Below are 20725 nucleotides of genomic sequence, written 5' to 3'. Positions count from 1 at the left end.
TCGATCGGAGCCCTCCGGCATGCGTAACATCTCCGCCTGGGCGATCAGGAACCCGATCCCGCCGATCGTCCTGTTCGCCGCCCTCACCCTCGCCGGGCTGATCAGCTTCGCGCGGATGGACATCAACCAGATGCCGGACATCAGCTTTCCGGCGGCGGAGGTCCAGGTCGTCCAGCCCGGCGCGGCGCCGACCGAGATGGAGACCCAGATCACCCGCCGGGTCGAGGCCGCGGTGGCGTCGATCGGCAATGTGAAGTCGATCACCTCCTACGTCACCGAGGGCACGTCGGGCACCAATGTCGAGTTCCACCTCGGCACCCCGGTCGATCGCGCCGTCAACGACGTACGCGACGCCGTCGCCAAGATCCGCGCCGAACTGCCCGAGGGCATCCTCGAGCCGACCGTCCAGCGCCTCGACGTCGAGGGCGGGCCGATCGCCTATTATTCGATCGAGGGCGTCGACATGACGCTGGAGCAGCTGAGCTGGTTCACCGACAACACGGTGATCAAGCGCCTGCAGGCGATCGACGGCATGGCCGGTGTGTTCCGCGGCGGCGGCGTCAGCCGCGAGATCCGCGTCATCCTCGATCCCGCGCGCATGCAGGCGCAGGGCGTGACGGCGAGCCAGGTCAACAACATCCTGCGCAACGTCAACCTCAACGCCGCCGGCGGCCGGGCCGAACTGGCCGGCGCCGAGCAGTCGGTGCGCGTGCTCGGCAACGCCGCCTCGGCCTATGAGCTGGGCCAGACCCAGATCTCGGTCGGCGACGGCCGCACCGTCCGCCTCGCCGACATCGCGACGGTGCGCGATTCCTATGGCGAGCAGCGCCAGATCTCGAAGATGAACGGCCGGCAGGTGCTGTCGATCGGCATCCAGAAGGCCAAGGGCGCGTCGGACGTCAAAGTCTACGACGCCGCGCAGAAGGTGCTGAACGAGCTCCGCAAGGAGAATCCCAAGATCACCTTCAAGGAGCTGTTCACCAGCGTCATCTACACCAAGGAGCAGTATAAGTCGGCGATCCACGCGATGGTCGAGGGCTCGGTGCTGGCCGTCATCGTCGTCTTCTTCTTCCTGCGCGACTGGCGCGCGACGATGATCTCGGCGCTGGCGATCCCGCTGTCGGCGATCCCGGCCTTCTGGTTCATGGACCTGATGGGCTTCACGCTGAACACCATCAGCCTGCTCGCGCTCAGCCTCGTCGCGGGCATCCTGGTCGACGACGCGATCGTGGAGATCGAGAACATCGTCCGCCACATGCGGATGGGCAAGACCGCCTACCAGGCGTCGATGGACGCCGCCGACGAGATCGGCCTCGCCGTGGTGGCGACGACCATGTCGATCGTCGCGGTGTTCCTGCCGGTGTCGTTCATGCCGGGCATCCCCGGCCAGTTCTTCGAGCAGTTCGGCCTGACCGTCGCGGTCGCGGTGCTGATGAGCCTTGCCGTCGCGCGCCTCATCACGCCGATGATCGCCGCCTATTTCCTGAAGGCCGAGGGCGTGAAGGAACATGGCGGCGGGCCGATGATGGACAAATACATCGCCCTGCTCAAATGGTCGCTGGTCAACCGCTGGAAGACGATCGGCATCGGCGTCCTCGCCCTCGTCGTGACGATCGCGCTGTTCATCACCTCGCCGCAGCAGTTCCAGCCGGCGCTCGACGTCGACTACAGCCAGGTGAAGATCGAGCTGACCCCGGGCGCCCGCGTCACGCAGGACACCCAGAAGGTCGCCGACGAGACCATCGCCGTGCTGCGCCAGCAGCCCGAGGTCGACGCCGCCTTCGCCGACATCGGCGACGGCGGGGACACCCGCTTCGCGTCGATCTACATCACGCTGAAGCCGGCCAAGGAACGCACCCGCTCAAGCATCGAGTTCGAACGCGAGACCGCGCCGCTGCTCAACAAGATCCCCGACGCGCGCGTGAACTTCGTGTCGCAGTCGGGCGGCTTCGGCCGCGACCTGACGATCATGCTGGCCGGCGACGATCCGGTGAAGCTCCAGCAGAGCGCCAACGCGCTGATCGCGCAGATGCGCAAGAGCGCGATCATCCGCGATCCGCGGATCGACGGCGACATCCAGCGTCCCGAGCTGATCATCAAGCCGCGCCTCGACCTGGCCGCCGACCTCGGCGTCACCACGGCGGCGCTGAGCAATGCGATCCGCATCGCGACGCTGGGCGACATCGAGCAGAACATGGCGAAATTCTCGCTGAGTGACCGCCAGATCCCGATCCGGGTGTCGCTGAGCGAGGCGTCGCGCCGCGACCTCTCCTCGATCGAGAACATGCCGGTGCAGACCACCTCGGGCGGCACCGTGCCGCTGAAGGTCGTCGCCGACATCGATTTCGGCGCCGGCCCGTCGAAGATCCGCCGCTACAACCAGGTCCGCCGCCTCGTCGTCGGCGCCGACCTGGTGCCGGGCGCGGTCAGCGGCGACGCGTATAAATATATCTACGCCACCCCGATCATGAAGAACCTGCCGGCCGGCGTCCGCGAGGTGAAGTTCGGCGAGCAGGAGTTCCAGGGCGACCTGATCTCCGGCTTCCTGATCGCCGTCGTCTCCGGCATCCTGCTGGTGTTCGCGGTGCTGGTGCTGCTCTACAAGCGCGTCCTGCCGCCCTTCGTGAACATGGCCTCGCTGCTGCTCGCGCCGCTCGGCGGCGTGCTGGCGCTCCGCATCGTCGGCATGCCGATCTCGATGCCGGTCTATATCGGCCTGCTGATGCTGTTCGGCATCGTCGCCAAGAACTCGATCCTGCTGGTCGACTTCGCGATCGAGGAGATGCGCCACGGCGCCAACCGCTTCGACGCGATCCTCGAGGCCGCCCACAAGCGCGCCCAGCCGATCGTGATGACCTCGGTCGCGATGATCGCGGGCATGGTCCCGATCGCGATCGGCCTGTCGGGCGATTCGAGCTGGCGGTCGCCGATGGCGGTCTGCGTGATCGGCGGCATCGCGATGTCGACGCTGCTCACCCTCGTCATCGTGCCGGCGGGCTTCACCCTGGCCGACGACATGGAGAAGTGGATCGGCCCGCGGCTCGGCAAGCTGCTCGTCAACAATGAGGAGCACCAGTCGGGCCCGACCGCCCAGCCGGCGGAGTAGGTGCGGGCCGCGGTCCGGTTTCCACCATCGTTCCGTTCGATCGTCATCCCAGCGAAAGCTGGGATCTCCCTTCTCCTTCGTCGCGTCCGTCGCACGAAGGCAGTGAGATTCCGGCTTTCGCCGGAATGACGGAAGGGGGTTGGACAGCGCCGCCGTTCGTTTCGGTTGAACATTCCGCCCGGCTGTCCATTGTGAAGGCATGAACCTGTTCCAGGCCATCGGTCTCGACCGCTTCAACCCCGCGCAGGGCGGCGTGCGCGGGATGCGCGTCGTCGCTTCGGGGCTGCTCGTCATCATGGCGGGGCTCTACTTGCTCGCCCGCTCGCATGAGGCGCCGGGCGCGGCGGCGGGCTGGGGCTATCTGCGCGCCTTCGCCGAGGCGGCGATGGTCGGCGGGCTGGCCGACTGGTTCGCGGTCACCGCCCTGTTCCGCCACCCGCTCGGCCTGCCGATCCCGCACACCGCGATCATCCCGCGCAACAAGGACCGGATCGGCGACAGCCTGGCCGCTTTCCTGCGGGTCAACTTCCTGACCGCGTCGGTGGTGGCGCGGCGCATGTACCGGGTCGACGCGGCCGGCGCGCTCGGCCGGCTGCTCGCCCATCCGCCCGAGGGCGGCCGCACCCGCGCCGGCATCGGCCGCGCGCTCGCCACCATCCTCGAATCGCTCGGCGACGACCGCTTCGGCGCGATGGTGAAGGGCGCGCTCGCCAGCCGGCTGCGCGGATTCGATCTCGCCCCCCTGCTCGGCCGCACCCTCGACGCCGCGATCGTCGAGAACCGCCATGCCGAGATGCTCGACGGGCTGATCGGCTGGGCCAGCCGCATCCTCCTCCACAATGAGGGGATGATCCACGAGATGGTCCAGGCGCGGACCGGCAAGTTCATGCGCTGGACCGGCCTCGACGAGAAATTGTCGACCGCGATCGTCGAGGGGCTCCACAAGCTGCTCGACGACATGACGACCGATCCGCACCACCCGCTGCGGCTCAAGGCGCAGGAGGGGATGGAGGACCTCGCCCACAAGCTCCAGCACGATCCCGCGACGCGGGCGAAGGTGGCGCAGATCAAGGGCGACCTGATCGACAGCCCCGCCGTCGCCGCCTGGCTCGACACGCTGTGGCAGGGCGCGCGCCTGCGGCTGATCGATGCGGCGCGCGATCCCAACGCCGCGCTCGGCGGGCAGGTCGGCGAGGCGCTCAAGCAGCTCGGCGCGACCCTCCAGACCGATCCGCGCCTGCGCGCCACCTTCAACCGCTTCGCGCGGCGGATGACGGTCGGCCTGGTCGCCGACTATGGCGACGGCATCGTCAAGCTGGTGTCGGAGACGATCCGCGGCTGGGACGCCCGCACCGTCACGAGCCAGCTCGAGAATGCGGTCGGCCGCGACCTGCAATATATCCGGGTCAACGGCACCCTGGTCGGCGGCCTGATCGGCATCGGCCTGCACGCGATCGGCCAGTTCATCTGACGTCCTTGCGGATGTGATCGAAGCGCGCCGCGCTCCCCCATCTTTCCGTCATTCCCGCGAAAGCGGGAATCCACCGTTACGGAACATCCGGTCTCTTGCGGGCCACGTCCATGGATTCCCGCTTTCGCGGGAATGACGACAGGAGAGAGGACGGCTCGGTCACTCGACACGAGACCGATCGCGATTCGCGCTGGGGACGGTTGGTGATGCCGGAACCCATGATCCTGATGGCCTGACAGGGCAAAGACAGACCGGCCGGACGGCGGGGGAGCAACCCTCCCGTCCGACACCCCCGATCATCGACGGCCCGGCACCACCGGCTTCGACAATAGGGTCCGACCACCCCGATCTTGTTGTAAACAATTGTAACTTTGCAGTTGCTCACATTCGCACCCGGCACTCTGGGGCTAAACGGTCTGCCATCCACAGGGCAATGGGAGGGAGCAAATCATGGGCGCAACGGCCCTATCCGCACTTGGCATCGAACGTGGCCACGGGCATGGTCGGGGGCATGGCCACCGATCCGACCGCGAAACCATCGGGCGATAGCATGCGTATCGCGGTCCTCGACGACGAGGCGGCCATGCTGGCCTTCGTCACCCAGACGCTGATCGAAGCCGGCCATTATTGCTACGACTTCCCCAACGCGCGGACGCTGATCTCCCGGCTGCGGCAGGACACGTTCGACCTGGTGATCCTCGACTGGAACATGCCCGACAAGAGCGGGGTCGAGATCATCCAGTGGATGCGCGAGAATATGGACAAGCCGGTCCCCTCGCTGCTGCTGACCAACCGCAACAGCGACGAGGACATCGTCGCGGGGCTCGACGCGGGCGCCGACGATTATGTCATCAAGCCGGTCCAGCCGTCGGTGCTGCTCGCCCGGATCAACGCGATCCACCGCCGCACCGGCCCGCGCGAGGCGATCGGGGCGAACGAATCCTACGGCCCCTTCACGCTGCATCCGGCGCGGCAGATGGTGGCGGTCGACGGCGAGAACGTCACCCTGACCGCCAAGGAGTTCGAGCTGGCGGCGACGCTGTTCCGCAACATGCACCGGCCGTTGTCGCGCTCCTACCTGCTGGAGATCGTCTGGGGACGGAACCCCGACCTGCCGACCCGGACGCTCGACGCGCACATCTCGCGCATCCGCGCCAAGCTGGGGCTGCGGCCCGAGCGCGGCTTCCGCCTGATCCCGGTCTACAGCTATGGCTACCGGCTCGAGGCGCTGGAAGCCGAAGACAGTTGATGCCGGCAAAGGTGGGGCGATCCTGGTTCTTCCTTCCCGTCGCGGCCCTGCTGGCCGCGGCGCCGCTGGCCGCGCAACCGGCGGCGGAGCCGATGCTCCGCTACACGGTGCGGCCGAACGACACGCTGTCGGCGCTCGCCAGGGATTTCCTGGTCGGCGGCGACTATCGGGAGGTCCAGCGACTCAACAAGGTGGCCGATCCGTACCGGATGCCGATCGGCTCGATCCTGCTGATCCCCGACCGGCTGCTCCGCACCGAGCCGGTGGTCGGCAAGGTCGTCTCCTTCCGCGGCAGCGCGACGATCGACGGGCGCCAGGCCGCGCTCGGCGGCGAGGTGCGCCAGGGGATGCGGGTCGAGACCGGCGCCAACGCCTCGATCGCGATCGCGATGCCCGACGGCAGCACGATCGCGCTGCCGTCGCAGAGCCGCATCCTCGTCGACAGGCTCCGCCGCATCCTGCTGACCGATGGGCTCGACCGCAATTTCCGGCTGGAGACCGGCCGCTCGCGGTCGAGCGTGATCCCGATGAAGGACCCGGCCAGCAATTTCCGGGTGACCACGCCGCTGTCGGTGGCCGCCGTGCGCGGCACCGAGTTCCGCGTCGCGGTCGATAAGAGCGGCGAGCGCGCGCTGACCGAGGTCGTCGCCGGCACGGTCGGCGTCGCCGCCGGCCCCGATCCGGCGGAGGTCGCCGTGCCCAGGGGCTATGGCGCGATCAGCACCCCCGCCGGCACCGAGCCGCCGGTCGCGCTGCTGCCCCCGCCCAAGCTGCTCCAGCTCGAAAAGACCGAGACCGGCGTCAGCATCGTCGCCGAGCGGATCGAGGGGGCGAAGGCCTATCGCGTCGAGCTGGCGACCGACGTCGCCTTCCTGAACATCATCGAGGAGGCGCAGTCCGACGAGCCCAGCATCAGCCTCGCCCTGCCGCAGGGCGCGACCTTCTTCGTCCGGCTGACCGCGATCGCCACCTCGGGGCTGGAGGGACTTCCGGGAATCTATGCGCCGGGTGTGCGCCGCTCCGCTCCGCCGCCCGCCCCCGCATCCGGGCCCAGCGCCGACGCGGGCGCGGCGGAGCCCCTGCCCTTCCGGCTCTGGGCCGAGCCCCGGCCGCTTCCGATCCGCCTGACCGGCCATGGCCTTGTCCAGCCGCGCGCCATCGCCGCCCACACGCCTCTACGCTGAGTGGCTCGCGGTCGCGATCGTCGCGACGCTGCTGATCTTCGCGCTGGTGACGGGCCGGCTGACCGAGCGGCTCGACCATATCGTCTATGACAATGTCCTGACCGCGTCGGGCCGTCCGCCGCCCGACGACATATTGATCGTCGCGATCGACAATCGCAGCCTCCAGGCGATCGGCCGCTGGCCCTGGCCGCGCGCGATCCACGCCCAGGCGCTCGACCGGCTCGCCGAGGCGCGGCCCCGCGCGATCGGCTATGACGTGCTGTTCGTCGAGCCGAGCGCCGACGACGCCCTGCTCGCCGCGGCGGTGCGGCGGACGCCGACCTATCTGCCGATGGTGATCGACGTGCCCGGCACCGACGGCGCGCCCTATGACATCGCCCTGCCGGCCGGCCCGCTCGAGGACGCCGCCGCCGGCATCGCCCAGGTCAACCTGCATTTCGGCGACGACCGGGTGATCCGCACCGCCTATCTGGAGGAAGGCGGCGGCGGCCGGTCATGGCTCCAGCTCTCGGCGCTGATGGCCGGGCTGAAACCCGAAGGCGGCGCCGGGCGCGAGCGCGACGGGCTGTGGCAGGCGCGGCCGGTGCTGATCCCCTATGGCGGGGCCGCCGGCCATGTCAGCACCATCTCCTTCGTCGACCTGCTCGACGGGCGCGTCCCCGCCGAGCTGATCAGGGGCCGCCGGGTGCTGATCGGCGCCACCGCCGACGGCATGGGCGACAGCTATCCGACGCCGACCTCGGGGGCGACGAGCCAGATGGCGGGGGTTGAGATCCAGGCGCAGCTCCTCGATGCGCTGCTGCGGGGCGAGGCGATCACCCCCGCCCCCCGCTCCTGGACATTGTGGCTGGCGCTGTGCGCGCTGTGGGCGATGCTGGTCGGCTTCCTGCGGCTGTCCCCGCGCGCCAACGCCAATCTCTCCCTGGCGCTGGTCGTCGCGCTGCCGCTGCTCAGCTTCCTGCTGTTCCGCTTCGGCCATGTCTGGCTGCCGCCGTCGGCGGCGCTGATCGGCCTGCTGTTCGTCTATCCGCTCTGGGGCTGGCGCCGGTTGCAGGCGATCAGCAGCTACATGACCGGCGAGCTGCGCCAGCTCGATGCCGAGAACGACGCCTTCCCGCGCCGGCACCGGGTGCGCAGCATCCGCGAGGTGACGTTGCAGGCGGGGCTGCTCGGCCAGGCGATCGACCGGCTGCGCGACCTTCGCCGCTTCCTGTCGGACGCGATCGGCCGCCTGCCCGACGCGCTGTTCGTTACCGGACTCGACGGTCGGCTGGCCCTGACCAACGCCGAGGGCCGCCGCCTCGCCCGCCGGCTCGGCGCGCCGAGCGAGGTCGGCGCCGACCTGCGCATCCTGCTCGACCGGTTCCGCGCGCCGGACGGCACCGCCTTCTCCCCCTTCGCGGCGGATGCGCCGATCCGGGGCGGCACCGAGACCGCGACGGAGGACGGCGGCAGCTTCGACATCCGCTACGTCGCGCAGCGCGACGCCGCCAACGCGCGGGTCGGCTGGATCATCCGGATCGTCGACGTCACCGCCCTCAAGCAGGCCGAGCGCCATCGCGAGGAGGCGCTCCAGCTGCTGAGCCACGACATGCGCGCGCCGCAGTCGGCGATCCTCGCGCTGCTGCGCGGGCCCGAGACCGGCGTCCCCAAGGCGATGGCGGCGCGGATCGAGGGCCTCGCCAACCGCACGCTCGAGCTGGCCGAGGATTTCGTCCAGCTCGCCCGTGCCGAGGCCAAGCCGATGGACCGCGAGCCGCTCGACATGAACGACCTCGCGATCGACGCCGCCGACGCGCTATGGCCGGTGGCGAAGGCGCGCGCCATCAAGGTGGCGGTCGAGGGGACCGACGATCCGCACATGGTCGACGGCGACCGCCAGCTCCTCACCCGCGCGATCCTCAACCTGATCAGCAACGCGATCAAATATAGCGATCCCGGCATGCGCATCCGCTGTTCGGTGAGCGAGGACGACGGGCTGGTCCGCGTCGCGGTCGCCGACGAGGGCGTCGGCATGGACGAGGATCAGCTCGCCAACCTCTTCGCGCGCTTCCGGCAGGGGCCGCGCGAGGGCGTCGGCCTGGGACTCACCTTCGTCCGCACCGTGGTCGCCCGCCATGACGGCAAGATCGATTGCACCAGCGCGCCCGGCAAGGGCACGACCTTCACGATCACGCTGCGCAAGAGCGACGCCGACCCCTATGCCGACGAATGATCTCTAACGCGCTTCGAGGCCCAGGAAGCCGGCGATCGCCTCCGCCGCGCGCCGCGAATGGCGCTCGCCATCGTGCAGGTCGAAGGTGTCGCGGAAGGCGGCCGCCTGGACGGCCGCGAAATCGCGATGGGTGGCGATCGCCTGCTCGATCGCCGGCACCACCTGCGCGGCGCCGTCGATCACCGGGCCGAAGCGCCAATGGTCGTGGTTGGGATCGCCCTGCCACGTCCGCCCGTTGCCGTTGACGAACAGGCAGGGGCGCGGCCGGCGGAGGAATTCGTAGACCTGGCTGCTGACGTCGCCCAGGTAGATGTCCGCCATGCTGGTATAGGTCATGTCGATCGACCGCTCGCTGCCATAGTCGACATGGACGTGGGGCAGCGCCGCGAACGGCCCGAACGCCGCCTCCGCCGCCGCCCGGCCGCCGCGCGTGTCGCACAGCCGGATATGCGGGGCGACGATCAGATTGTAGCGATCCGCCTCGGCGATCCGCCGGACCAGTTCGAAGCCATGGTCGCGCCACGAGCCGAGCGTCGGCGAGAAATGGGGGTTGTAGAGGATGATCGGCCGCTCGACCGCGAAAGGCGTCCAGCTCCGGTCGCGCAGCCGGTCGGCGGCGTCGAACTTGGGATAGCCGACGACCGCGCTCGCCTCCTCGCGGACCAGCCCCTCGGCCAGCATCCGGCGGCGCTGCTTCTCCCCGGCCATCAGCGCGAAGTCGAAGCGGGCGATGCGCGGATCGAACCCGGCCGCCCGGTCGCCCGCGCCATGGTCGATATGGATGAAGCACGGCCGGGTGACGCCCAGCGAGCGCAGCATGATCGAGGTGCGTTCGGGCAGCGCGATCGCGTCATAGCCGTTCATCCGGCGGCGGATCGCGAACAGGGTCAGCAGCTTGGGCGGGACGATCCGCCCCATCCGCGCCGACAGCGCCCGCACCAGCGGCGAGCCTATCTGCTCGAAACCCATCCATTGCCGGCTGTCGGGCAGGACCGCCGCGCGGGCGAGATCGAGGTTGACCTGGGTCGAGGAGAGGATGTCGACCTCCGCCCGCCAGCCCAACGCCAGTTCCTCGGCCGTGGTGATGCCGTGCAATAGCTGGTGCGGCTGGGCATTGAAGAAGAAGGCGATGCGCGGCGCCCGCGGCCGATCGGCGGCGCGCGTCCCGCCGTCCCGCGCCGGCAGCGCCTCCGCGCCGGGCGGCGCGAACGCCTCCGCGCCCATCTTGCCCAGCCCGATCGATCCCGTCGCCATGCGCCTTCCGCTCCCGCTTTGGCGTGAGACGCCGCCGGCGAGCCGCCACCACAGTCCGGACGATCAGAATTTCCGTTCGATGCGGATCGAGACGGTGCGCGGGCGGACGGGCGTGTGCTGATCGAACTGGCGCAGCGAGAAGGGATTGCCGAAACCGAAGCTGTCGCCCCGGCCGTCGAACAGGTTGGAGACGGTGAGCGCCACCCGCCAGTCGGCCGGCGCGACGACCAGTCCCGCATCGGCGGTCCAATAGCCGCCCATCGAGCGGGCGAGCCCCGGATCGAAGCTGAGCCGCGCCTTGCCCATGTAGCGCGCCGCGACGAACAGGCCCGCGGGAATCCCGGCGATCACGCGATCATAGCCGATCTTCACCCGGCCGGCGCGATCGGGCAGCACCGGCAGCCGGTTGTCGTCCCCCGCCGCGTTGGCCGCCGCCGACGGCGCGTAGAGCCGGGCATGCTGGACGGTCAGATGGGCGTCGATCGACCATGGCGACAGGTCGACCGACCCGCCGAGCTCGAGCCCGATATTGCGCCCCTTGCCCGCGTTGATCGTGCGGACGAGACCGTCGGTGCCGATGCTGTCGCTCTGGATATTCTCCCAGCGCAGCCCGAACAGCGTGCCGTTCAGGCGCACCCGCCGCCACAGCAGCAGGCGCCAGCCGAGTTCGACGCTCTTGAGGTCGTCCGAGCGGAAATCGGCGAGGTCGGGCGCGCCGTCGGGGTTGAGCCCGCCCGGCCGGATCGCGCTGGCATAGCGCAGCCAGGCGAGCGCGCCGTCGCGCGGTGCCCAGGACAGGGTCGCGCTGGGGGTGACGCCGGCCTTGCGCGCGCGGCGGCGGGTCTGCCCCTGCTGCTCGTTGTCGACCTTCGAATAGAAGCCGCGCAGGCCGAGCGTCGCGGTCAGCGCGCCGCCGAGCGGCTGGCTCGCCTCGCCGAACAGCGCCGCCTCGATCGCGTCGTCGTGGAGCGAGATGTCCTGCAAGGCCCCGCCGCCCGGGGCGAAGAAGCGGCCGAGATAGATGTTGTCGGCCTTGAGCAGCGCGAGGCCGAGCACCCAGGGCCGCGTCGCCGCCGGATCGCTGAGCCGCCATTCCTGCGTGCCGAGCCGCAGCCGGCGCATGTCGCTGAAGCCGAGCGGCGCCGGCAGGCCACGCGCCGCCGCCACCGCGCCGGCATCGAACACGCTTTCCACCTCATGGTGGACGAAGGCGCTGGCCGACACGAAATCGAACGCGCCGACCACGCCCCGGATGGTCGCGGTCAGCGCGACGAAATCATTGTCATGGGGCTCGGCCAGCGCAGTCGAGCGGACCAGGCCGCGCGCGGCATATTGGCTGTCGTCGGAATTGATCCCCTGGATCGCGCCGCCGAGGTCGACCATCCAGTCGGGCGTCGCCTGCCAGCGCAGCGCCAGCCGCCCGCCGTATCGCGCGGTGCGGTTGACGTTGCGTTCGCCCCGGCCGGCATCGTCGATCCAGCCGCCGATCCGCTCGGCATAGCCGACCATGCGGATCGCCAGCCGGTCGCGGACCAGCGGGACGTTGATCCCGCCCTCGATCGCGCCGCTGGCGGCGCCGTGGCGGGTGACGCCGGCGTCGATCGCGGCGAAGCCCGACCCGTCGGCGAGGTCGGGCTTGTTCGGCACGATCCGGATGATCCCGCCCAGCGCGCCGGTGCCGTAGAGCGTCCCCTGCGGCCCGCGCAGCAGCTCGACATGATCGATGTCGACGAGGCGCAGGTCGGGATCGGGGGTGGCGTAGCTGACCCGCGCGTCGTCGAGCAGCAGGCTCACCGTCGACTGGGTCGGCCCGTTGAACGCGCTGTCGGCGACGCCGCGCAGGAAGATGCGGTCGCGCCCGGGGCCGAGATTGGTGGCGAACGCCCCTTCCCCGGTCTCGATCATGTCGTGCAGGCCCCGCCCGTAGAGCAGCCGGTCGGCGATGCCGGGCCGCATCAGGCTGACCGCGATCGGCACGCTGGCGAGATTCTCGTCGCGCTTGGTGCCGGTGACGATGATGTCCTCGATCGCCTCGGTCGGCCCGACGAAGCCCGACCGCGTCACCTCGCGCGGGAGCCGTTCGAGCCGCCACAGCCCGGCGGCGCGGACCGCGCGCAGGCCGCTGCCCCGCAACAGCCGTTCAAGCGCGGCGGCGGGCTCGATCGTGCCGCTGATCGGCCGGGTGCGGTGGCGGGGAATGGCGCCCGCCATGCCGACCGACAGCCCGGTCTGCCGCGACAGCGCGAACAGCGCGTCGCCGAGGTCGGCGGCGGGAATGTCGATCCGGACGGGACGCGCCGACAGCGGCGCCGCGAGCAGGCTAGAGAGTGCCAACCAGGCGGATGCGATGATCCTCGACCGTCGCCTTGACCGGCAGGAGAGCCTCGATCTGTCCGACAAGCCGGCTACCGTCCCCAATGGTGAGCACACCCGACACGCGCAGGCCGGCGACCGCGGGGTCCACCGACACGGCGCGCCCCGCATAGCGCGACAGATCGACCGCGACCAGAGCCAGCGGCGCATTGTCGTAGACCAGCCGCCCGTCGCGCCAGCTCGCGACGTCGGCGGCGTCCTGGCGCCGGATCGTCGCCTGCCCGCCCGGGCCGGCGATGTCGACCCGCTGTCCGCCGGCGAGCGTCAGCCCCTCGCGCCCCGGCTCGGCGATCGTCACCTGCCCCTCGGCCACCGCCACCGCGAGATGGCCGGGCGCGCGGACGACGTCGAAGCGGGTGCCGATGTCGCGCACCTCATAATCGCCGGCGCGGATCACCATGGCGCGGCCCGGATCGTGGCGGATGTCGAAATAGGCGCTGCCGCTCCGCATCTCGACCTCGGGCGATGCGCCGTCGCGCAGCGCGAGCTCGCTGTTGCGGTCGACGACGATGCGGCTGCCGTCGCGCAGCCCGATCGCGCGCGTCTCCCCGGGGCCGGTGCGATAGACCAGCGCCGCCGCGGGCGACGGCAGGCGGAGCTGCGGCACCACCACCACCGCGAGGCCCGCCGCGACCGCGAGCCCGCCGCCGGCCCACCAGCGCGCCTTGCGCGTCCGGGGCGGCGCGGCCGCATCGGCCGCCGCGTCGGCGCCGTCGTTGGCGGGCTGCGTCGCGCGGATCGCGTCGCGGGCGGCGACGATCTCGGCATCGAGCAGGGCGATCGCATTATAGGCGGCGCGGTGCGCGGGATCGGCATCGAGCCAGGCCGCGAACCCGTCCCAATCCATCGCATCCGAATCGATCCGCACGTGCCATTCGGCCGCTTCCTCGCGGATTCCATGCCCTTCACCAGGCTGGGTCATGCCGACCTCCGAACCATCGCGCCGTCCTCTTTCCAATAAGACGCCGCCGAACGGCCTCCACCCCAGTTCATCCTTCCCGCGATCATTCGAGCGCCTCGCGCAGATGGCGCAGCGCGACCGCGATGTGCTTTTCGACCGCGCTGCGGCTGATCCCCAGCTCGGCCGCGATCTCGGCATGGCCGAGCCCGTCGAGCTTGTGGCGGCGGAACACGCGCGCCGCGCCCGGCGGCAGCCTCTCGATCGCGGCGGCGAGCGCGCGGATGCGCTGCCGTCCCTCGGCGACCGCGAGCGGCGACGGCGTCTCGTCGACCGCCTCATGGCCGGCGATGCTGACCGCCGCGTCGGTCCAGCCCTGCTCGCGCCGCGCGCGGCGGCGGCCCTCGCGCAGCCGATCGAGCGCGATGTTCATGCCGATCCGGTGGAGATAGGCGAGCGGATGCGCGACCGGCCCGCCGCTCGCGCGGGCGACGTGCAGCCAGATCTCCTGGACGACATCCTCCGCCTCGGCCGCGTCGCCGGTCCGGCTGGTGAAGAAGCGGACGAGCTGCTGCCGATGTTCGGCCAGCACCGCCGCCAGTCCTGCCGATATTTCAAGATCCTGCGCGACCGCAGCCTCCAAGCGCCAATGGCGTCATATTGCGCCTCCCCGCCGGGGAAGTCGCCTGGAAATCGCCGCCGCGCATCGGCATTCGCCGGCAACGCTGCTTGCACCTCCGACGCTTTGGCCATAGCTTGCCCGATGCGGGCGGTTCCCGAGTGTGAAGGAGTATCATAATGAAAAACAAAGCTATTCTTGCAGCGATAGCAGCGGCGCTGGTCACCCAGACCGCGCTTCCCGAAAGCGTTTCGGCCCAGCGCTACGAGCAGCGCGACCGGCATGACAAGCATGATCGCTACGACCGGAACGACCGAAACGACCGCCGGTGGCGCGGCGACCGCAACGACGGGTGGGACCCTTCGCGGCATTATGACAAGAAGCGCTACAAGGAACGCCGCCTCGGCCGCAACGACCGCATCTATCGCGGCAGCGACGGCCGCTATTATTGCAAGCGCGACAATGGCACGACCGGCCTGGTCGTCGGCGCGCTGGCGGGCGGCGTGCTCGGCAACGTCATCGGCGGCAACACCCTCGGCACCCTGCTCGGCGCCGGCGGCGGCGCGCTGCTCGGCCGGCAGATCGATCGCGGCGACGTGAAGTGCCGCTGATGCGGCCGAACTGACCTACTGACGGTTTCCAGATAGGGGTCCGGTCGCGAGACCGGGCCCTTTTCCTTTCAGCCACCCGCCTGCGCCAGGGCGACGAGCGCGTCGACGTCGACATGGCGTTCGATTTCCTCGGCGATCGCATCGAGCGCCGCGTCGACGCTCGCGGCATAATCGCGCCCGCCCCCTTCGATGCCGAGCCGGGCGAGCAGCGCGCGGCGCAGGTCCGCATTCGCCATCAGGCCATGGACATAGCTGCCCATCACGGTTCCGCCGGGATCGACGGCGCCGTCGGTCCGTCCGTCGTCGAACCGCGCGAAGGGCCGCGCCCGGCCGGGACCGTCGGTCTCGCCGACGTGCATCTCATAGCCGTCGAAGCGCGCGTCGAGCGCCTGGCCCTCGACCCGGCGCAGGGTCTTCGCCGGCGACAGCCGCGTCTCGACGTCGAGCAGGCCGAGGCCGTCGACCGCGCCCGGCGGTCCCTCGATCCCCTCGGGATCGGCGACGCGGCGCCCGAGCATCTGATAGCCGCCGCACAGGCCGAGGATCGCCCGCCCGCGCCGGTGATGCGCGCGGATGTCGATGTCCCACCCCTCGGCCCGCAGCGCCGCGAGATCGGCGATCGTCGCCTTCGAGCCGGGCAGCACGACCAGCGCCGCCTCGGCCGGGATCGGGCGGCCGGGCGGGACCATGACCAGCTCGACCCCGGGCTCCAGCTTGAGCGGGTCGAGATCGTCGAAATTGGAGATGCGCGGCAGGATCGGGCAGGCGACCAGCACCCGGCCCTCCGCCGGGCCGCCGCGCCGTTCGAGGATCACCGCGTCCTCGCTCGGCAGGCGCGCGGTCGCGGTCAGCCAGGGGACGACGCCGAAGCCGCGCCAGCCCGACAGCGCCTCGATCTGACGATAGCCATCCTCGAACAGCGCCGGATCGCCGCGGAACTTATTGATCAGGAAGCCATGGATCATCGCCGCGTCGGCCGGATCGAGCACCGCGCGGGTACCGACGACCGCCGCGATCACGCCGCCGCGATCGATGTCGCCGACCAGCACCACCGGCACGCCGGCCGCGCGCGCGAAGCCCATATTGGCGATATCGCCGGCGCGCAGGTTGATCTCGGCCGGGGAGCCCGCGCCCTCGACGACGACGATGTCGCACTGCTCGCGCAGCCGCTGGTAGCTCGCCAGCACCTCGTCGAGCAGCGGCCGGCGCGCCTCGCGGAAATCGGCGCTGCCCAGCGTGCCGCGCACCCGGCCATGGACGACGAGCTGCGACGTGCGATCGGCCTGCGGCTTGAGCAGCACCGGGTTCATGTCGCTGTGCGGCTCGACCCGGCAGGCGATCGCCTGGAGCGCCTGCGCTCGGCCGATCTCGCCGCCGTCGATGGTGACGGCGGCATTGTTCGACATGTTCTGCGGCTTGAACGGCCGCACCGCCAGCCCGCGCCGGACGAAGGCCCGGCACAGGCCCGCGACCAGCACCGACTTGCCGACGTCGGACCCGGTGCCCTGCAGCATCACCGCGCCCATCCGCACCCTCCCGCGATCATCTGGGGGAAATCATGTCCGCATCCGGGGGTACAAAGGACCGATCCGGCCTCGATCGCCGCACTAAGCTCCTGATATTGCAGGAGTGGTGACCCCAACGGGACCGGTTTTTTAGTGTAATTTAAGTCGTTGAATTAGCGGTACTTATTGACTTCACTGACTTTTCCCTAAAATAAGTGTGTAACTTTGGTGTGTAACAAATCTACGAAATTGGACCTCGGATGGCGAGCAAAATCCGGTACGTTTCGAAACGCAATGGCGTGTACCAATATATCCGCCGGGTGCCGGACAGCGTTGTCAACAAGCCCATCCGATTCGAAGCCTTTTTCAAATCGCAAGCCGTGTTCCGTCGATCCCTTCGAACCAAGGAACAATTGGCAGCCTACGAGGCAGCGAAGATCGTCCACGAAGAATTCGAACTGCTGCTGGCCCAAGCGCTGGGGCGGTTATCGCCGACACCGACCGAGTCCAAGGTCGCCCTTAAAAAGGTCACCCAGGCCGATCTCGACATCATCGCCGAACAGGCAAAGGAATCGGTAATCAGGCCCTTTCGACAGGCATATTTGCGGGCCGATGCCGATCCGCTGGCAGCGGCAGAATTGGAACGGCTCTATCACGAAATTGAGGCGGATGCGGAGGAGATCAAGGCTGCTTCGCGGCCCGGCTCGGACAGCACCATATTTGGCGAGACGTTCAAGCAGCACGCTGAATGGGTGATCAAGCACCATCATTTTAACGCCCCGCCCGGATCGGAGGAATTCGGTCTGATTATCGCAGCGATCCGTTCGGGAAAGGCCCAAGGTTATGCCTATGTCGACGAGCTTCGCGACGGGAAGATAACACCCACCATTCCTACCCCCGCCTCTATCGCGAAAGCAGCAACGGGCCTCACCCTTCGCGAAGTCGTCGAGCGCTATAAGAGATTCAAAGGCTTCGATAAAAAGCCCGCCTCTGAGATCGATCTATCCCTAAATATCTTTGAGTCGGTGGTGGGGAATAAGTCGCTTACTGCGCTGACCAAATCGGATTTTCACAAATATGTCGAGCACTTGGCCGACAGCACCGTTGGAGGGAAGACGGCTGGCAGCATCAAGCGGGCTGTCTCCGCCCAGACCGTTAAAAAGCGGATCGGCATTCTCTGCACCGCTATCAATTTTGCGATTAGCCGGGATTGGTTTGAAGGACGTAATCCGGCGGCGGGAATCAATATCGATGCGTTCGTCAAGAAGCCCGACAAAGCCATCATGCCCGACAAGAGGCCGTTCAAAATTTCCGAGTTGAACGCCCTGCTCAAGCATCCTTGGTTTACCGGCTGCAAATCCGCATCAGAAACCCATTTGCCGGGATCGCACAGGCTGAATGGCGCGGAATTTTGGGTGCCGATCGTTGCCCTGTTTTCGGGATGTCGTGCTTCCGAGCTTGGCGGCTTGAGGGTTGCGGAAGTCCAACTTGATGACAAACATCCCCATTTCGCCATCCGGGCGAATGTTTATCGTGGCATCAAGAATTCCGAGGCCCGCGATGTCCCGATCCTGGACGTGTTGGTGAATCTGGGTTTCAAGGAATATTACGAGCGCATTAAAAAGACTGGTGCTGATCGCCTGTTTCCTGATTGGGAAAAGGGAGCCGGGGATAGTTCCGGCTGGGGCAATTCTAAATTGGTCCGCGCTATCAATCGTACCGTTATCCCGGCGGCATTGAAGGCCACTTTAGCGCCTGGGGCGCGTACGGAGGTGACCTTCCATAATTTCCGGAGCGCCTTCAAAACTATGTTGGTTAGCTCGGAAAAATCCCTTCATCCGAACATCATTAACGAGGTGGTGGGTCACGCCAAGGGCGAGATGGATTCCCGATATGTCGGCAAGGTGCCCATTGAGGTGACCTACGAGGCGGTGAAGGACTGCACTGTCCGTCGTCGGGACATTTGGCGCAGATGGTTGCGCAGAGAAGAGGAGATCGGGCCTCGTCTGGGGTTGATGTTTAGGCGGCGAGCTTGCGGTGAAGCAAGCGTCGCTGTTCGATGGTCTTTCGCTTGATGCGTTTCCTCCGTTCGATAATGGCGGCGGCCCTGCCGAAATAGGCGTCGGCCGGTGTCACGTTGTCGAGGCTCTCGTGATAGCGGCGATGGTTATAATGCTCGACGAAGGCCTCGACCTGCCGTTCGAGATCGCCAGGCAGGAAGTAGTGCTCCAGCAGGATGCGGTTTTTCAGGGTCTGGTGCCAGCGCTCGATCTTGCCCTGGGTCTGGGGATGTAGCGGAGCGCCGCGAACATGGCTCATGTCATGGGCTTTGATCCAGTCGGCGAGTTCGCCGGCGATGTAGCTCGGTCCGTTGTCGCTGAGCAGCTTTGGTTTGTGCCTGACGGTGGCGTGGTCGCAGCCTGAGGCTTCGAGCGCGAGTTGCAGCGTGTCGGTCACGTCCTCGGCCCGCATCGTGGTGCACAGCTTCCAGGCGATGATGTAGCGCGAGAAATCGTCGAGCACGGTGGAGAGGTACATCCATCCCCAGCCGATGATCTTGAAGTAGGTGAAATCGGTCTGCCACATCTCGTTCGGGCGGCTGGTCTTGCGATGGAACTCGTCGGCCGCCTTGACCACGACGAAGGCCGGGCTGGTGATCAGGTCATGCGCCTTGAGCAGGCGGTAGACCGTTGATTCCGAGACGAAATAGTCCTTCTCATCGGTGAAGCGCACCGCCAGTTCGCGGGGCGACAGATCGGACTGCTCCAGTGCCATCTCGACGATCTGGTCCTGAATGGCGCCGGGGAGGCGGTTCCAGACCCGGCTCGGCGCGGAAGGACGATCCTCCAGCGCCTCGGGGCCGCCTTCGAGATAGCGATCATACCATCGGTAGAAGGTCCGCCGCGCGACGCCCAACTGGTCGAGGGTCCGCTTCGCCGGCAGGTGCGACTGCTCGACGATGCGGATGATCTCCAGCTTCTCGGATCCCGGATACCTCATTCGGGGTCTCCCCCATCCGCGATCATGCTTTTTTTCAGCAGCCGGTTTTCGAGCGTGAGGTCGGCGACGGCCTCCTTCAGGGCACGCGCCTCACGGCGCAGATCCTGTACCTCGCCGCTCGTCGCGGCACGGGCGGTGTCGCCCGCCAGCCGACGCTTCCCGGCCTCCATGAACTCCTTTGACCAAGTATAATACAAGCCCTGGGCAATGCCCTCCTTGCGGCACAGCTCCGCGATGCTGTCATCGCCGCGCAAGCCCTCCAGAACCACGCGGATCTTGTCCTCCGCCGAGAAATGCCGGCGTGTCGCGCGCCGGATATCCTTCACCACCTGTTCGGCCGACGCCTTGGGTTTGCGGGCCGATTTTACGCTTGAGGATTTGGGCTTCATCTTCGTTCCTTCGTCACTACGACGAAGCCCAAATCCTCCTTACATCACAACCTCAAATCTGTGCCATTGGCGCTGACGGCGGACAGACTGCACTTACAAGGGACTGACATTACCCCCTGCACCCGTGACCTTCACCGACTAGCAGCGCGGAAGGCTCAAAAGATTATTGGGCGGGAAACCGTCACCTTCCGTAGTGAGATAATCGCGGCCCGACGTAGGATGTTGTCGCACAACCACCCAAACGCTTCGTCCGCCCACGCTGGTATAAAACCTGTGTGCGCCAGTCTTGATAAAGCGTATGACGTTATCGATGGAATCATTCCAGTTGGGACCGCCTAAGCGGTCAATGCGTCTATCGGCGTCAGCGCCGTCGGGAACAATGCAAGTCACCTGATAATCGGCCATAACCCTGCTCCTTAAAATAGGATTAGATTTGCTCTATCTCGTTTCGGAGTCGAATCGCATTTGATCCATATCGGATCGTTGATTCGTCGGGGATCATTACCCCTTGCGCCCGAATTCAGAATGAGCAAATTGGTCCTGTCGCCCTGAGAGGGGCGATGGGGCGTCGTAACCCCAGGTCACAAGGTCCGGTCGAGTTTCTCGGCCGGGCGGCTGTCGCGCATTCTCTCGTTGCGGTGGTCAAGAGGGGATATCGCTCATCGCCACATAGTCAGACCCTCCTTTGCCTGATGGTGCGCGTTCGCTGACAGGATTCGCTATTCTCTTCGAGGTCGTTCCGGCCGTTGGTTAGGTCCTCTTCTGGAGGAGCGAGCCGGATGCCGTCAGTTTGGGGTTCTTCCACGAGTGGCGCCTTCATATGTCAACAACGTCATGATCGCCCATTGGAC

General features: G+C 67.8%; 14 protein-coding genes. 7 read left to right on the top strand and 7 right to left on the bottom strand.

The window, feature by feature from the left end:
* The first annotated feature begins 19 nt into the window (after positions 1-19).
* The 5 genes from HRJ34_RS01070 (at position 20) to HRJ34_RS01050 (ending at position 9225) form a co-directional block, all read left to right on the top strand.
* The gene (locus HRJ34_RS01070; RefSeq protein WP_208633115.1) at positions 20-3106 is read left to right on the top strand and encodes an efflux RND transporter permease subunit; all 3087 of its coding nucleotides are present in this window, start codon (positions 20-22) and stop codon (positions 3104-3106) included.
* 199 nt (positions 3107-3305) lie between these two features.
* Positions 3306-4577, top strand: a complete 1272-nt coding sequence (locus HRJ34_RS01065) for a DUF445 domain-containing protein (protein WP_208633114.1) — start codon at positions 3306-3308, stop codon at positions 4575-4577.
* Positions 4578-5127: 550 nt separating this feature from the next.
* Positions 5128-5826 carry a response regulator transcription factor gene (locus HRJ34_RS01060; protein WP_029548523.1) on the top strand — a complete coding sequence of 233 codons (699 nt, stop codon included), beginning with the start codon at positions 5128-5130 and terminating at the stop codon, positions 5824-5826.
* On the top strand, positions 5826-7010 hold the full coding sequence (locus HRJ34_RS01055) for a FecR domain-containing protein (protein ID WP_208633113.1): 1185 nt from the start codon (positions 5826-5828) through the stop codon (positions 7008-7010). The genes HRJ34_RS01060 and HRJ34_RS01055 overlap by 1 nt, the downstream gene beginning before the upstream one ends.
* A complete protein-coding gene (locus HRJ34_RS01050; RefSeq protein ID WP_030090799.1) occupies positions 6961-9225 on the top strand; it encodes a CHASE2 domain-containing protein in 2265 nt (754 codons plus the stop codon). The genes HRJ34_RS01055 and HRJ34_RS01050 overlap by 50 nt, the downstream gene beginning before the upstream one ends.
* A 3-nt stretch (positions 9226-9228) precedes the next feature.
* On the opposite strand, the gene HRJ34_RS01045 is transcribed toward HRJ34_RS01050, so the two are convergent.
* From HRJ34_RS01045 to HRJ34_RS01030, 4 genes are all read right to left on the bottom strand, one after another.
* A complete protein-coding gene (locus HRJ34_RS01045) occupies positions 9229-10479 on the bottom strand; it encodes a hypothetical protein (RefSeq protein WP_208633112.1) in 1251 nt (416 codons plus the stop codon).
* A gap of 63 nt (positions 10480-10542) precedes the next feature.
* Positions 10543-12813 carry a TonB-dependent receptor gene (locus HRJ34_RS01040; protein ID WP_208633111.1) on the bottom strand — a complete coding sequence of 757 codons (2271 nt, stop codon included), beginning with the start codon at positions 12811-12813 and terminating at the stop codon, positions 10543-10545.
* Positions 12800-13774 (bottom strand): FecR family protein, encoded by a 975-nt coding sequence (locus tag HRJ34_RS01035; protein ID WP_208633110.1) that lies wholly within the window; start codon positions 13772-13774, stop codon positions 12800-12802. The genes HRJ34_RS01040 and HRJ34_RS01035 overlap by 14 nt, the downstream gene beginning before the upstream one ends.
* An 82-nt stretch (positions 13775-13856) precedes the next feature.
* Positions 13857-14393 carry an RNA polymerase sigma factor gene (locus HRJ34_RS01030; RefSeq protein WP_226948995.1) on the bottom strand — a complete coding sequence of 179 codons (537 nt, stop codon included), beginning with the start codon at positions 14391-14393 and terminating at the stop codon, positions 13857-13859.
* A 155-nt stretch (positions 14394-14548) separates the two neighbouring features.
* Between HRJ34_RS01030 and HRJ34_RS01025 the strand changes: the two genes are divergently transcribed.
* Positions 14549-14980, top strand: coding sequence for a glycine zipper 2TM domain-containing protein (locus tag HRJ34_RS01025; RefSeq protein WP_208633109.1), 432 nt, complete (start codon positions 14549-14551; stop codon positions 14978-14980).
* 68 nt (positions 14981-15048) lie between these two features.
* On the opposite strand, the gene HRJ34_RS01020 is transcribed toward HRJ34_RS01025, so the two are convergent.
* Positions 15049-16506 (bottom strand): cobyric acid synthase, encoded by a 1458-nt coding sequence (locus HRJ34_RS01020; RefSeq protein WP_208633108.1) that lies wholly within the window; start codon positions 16504-16506, stop codon positions 15049-15051.
* Between the two features lie 239 nt (positions 16507-16745).
* Here HRJ34_RS01020 and HRJ34_RS01015 point away from each other — a divergent pair, with 239 nt between their 5' ends.
* Entirely contained in the window at positions 16746-18560 is a 1815-nt protein-coding gene (locus HRJ34_RS01015) for a tyrosine-type recombinase/integrase (protein WP_208633107.1), read from the top strand.
* Here the strand turns inward: HRJ34_RS01015 and HRJ34_RS01010 are convergent.
* Positions 18505-19874 (bottom strand): IS3 family transposase gene (locus tag HRJ34_RS01010; RefSeq protein WP_150289884.1). Its coding sequence is split into 2 segments (ribosomal slippage): positions 18505-19520 and positions 19520-19874, totalling 1371 coding nucleotides; the frame shifts between segments, so codons are not numbered across the junction. The two genes, HRJ34_RS01015 and HRJ34_RS01010, sit on opposite strands and share 56 nt — an antisense overlap.
* A 138-nt stretch (positions 19875-20012) precedes the next feature.
* Positions 20013-20279, bottom strand: a complete 267-nt coding sequence (locus tag HRJ34_RS01005; RefSeq protein ID WP_081876393.1) for a DUF3892 domain-containing protein — start codon at positions 20277-20279, stop codon at positions 20013-20015.
* Positions 20280-20725 lie beyond the last annotated feature (446 nt).

Source organism: Rhizorhabdus wittichii, from assembly GCF_017607425.1.
Classification (GTDB): domain Bacteria; phylum Pseudomonadota; class Alphaproteobacteria; order Sphingomonadales; family Sphingomonadaceae; genus Rhizorhabdus; species Rhizorhabdus wittichii.
This window is presented reverse-complemented; position numbering and strand designations above follow the sequence as displayed.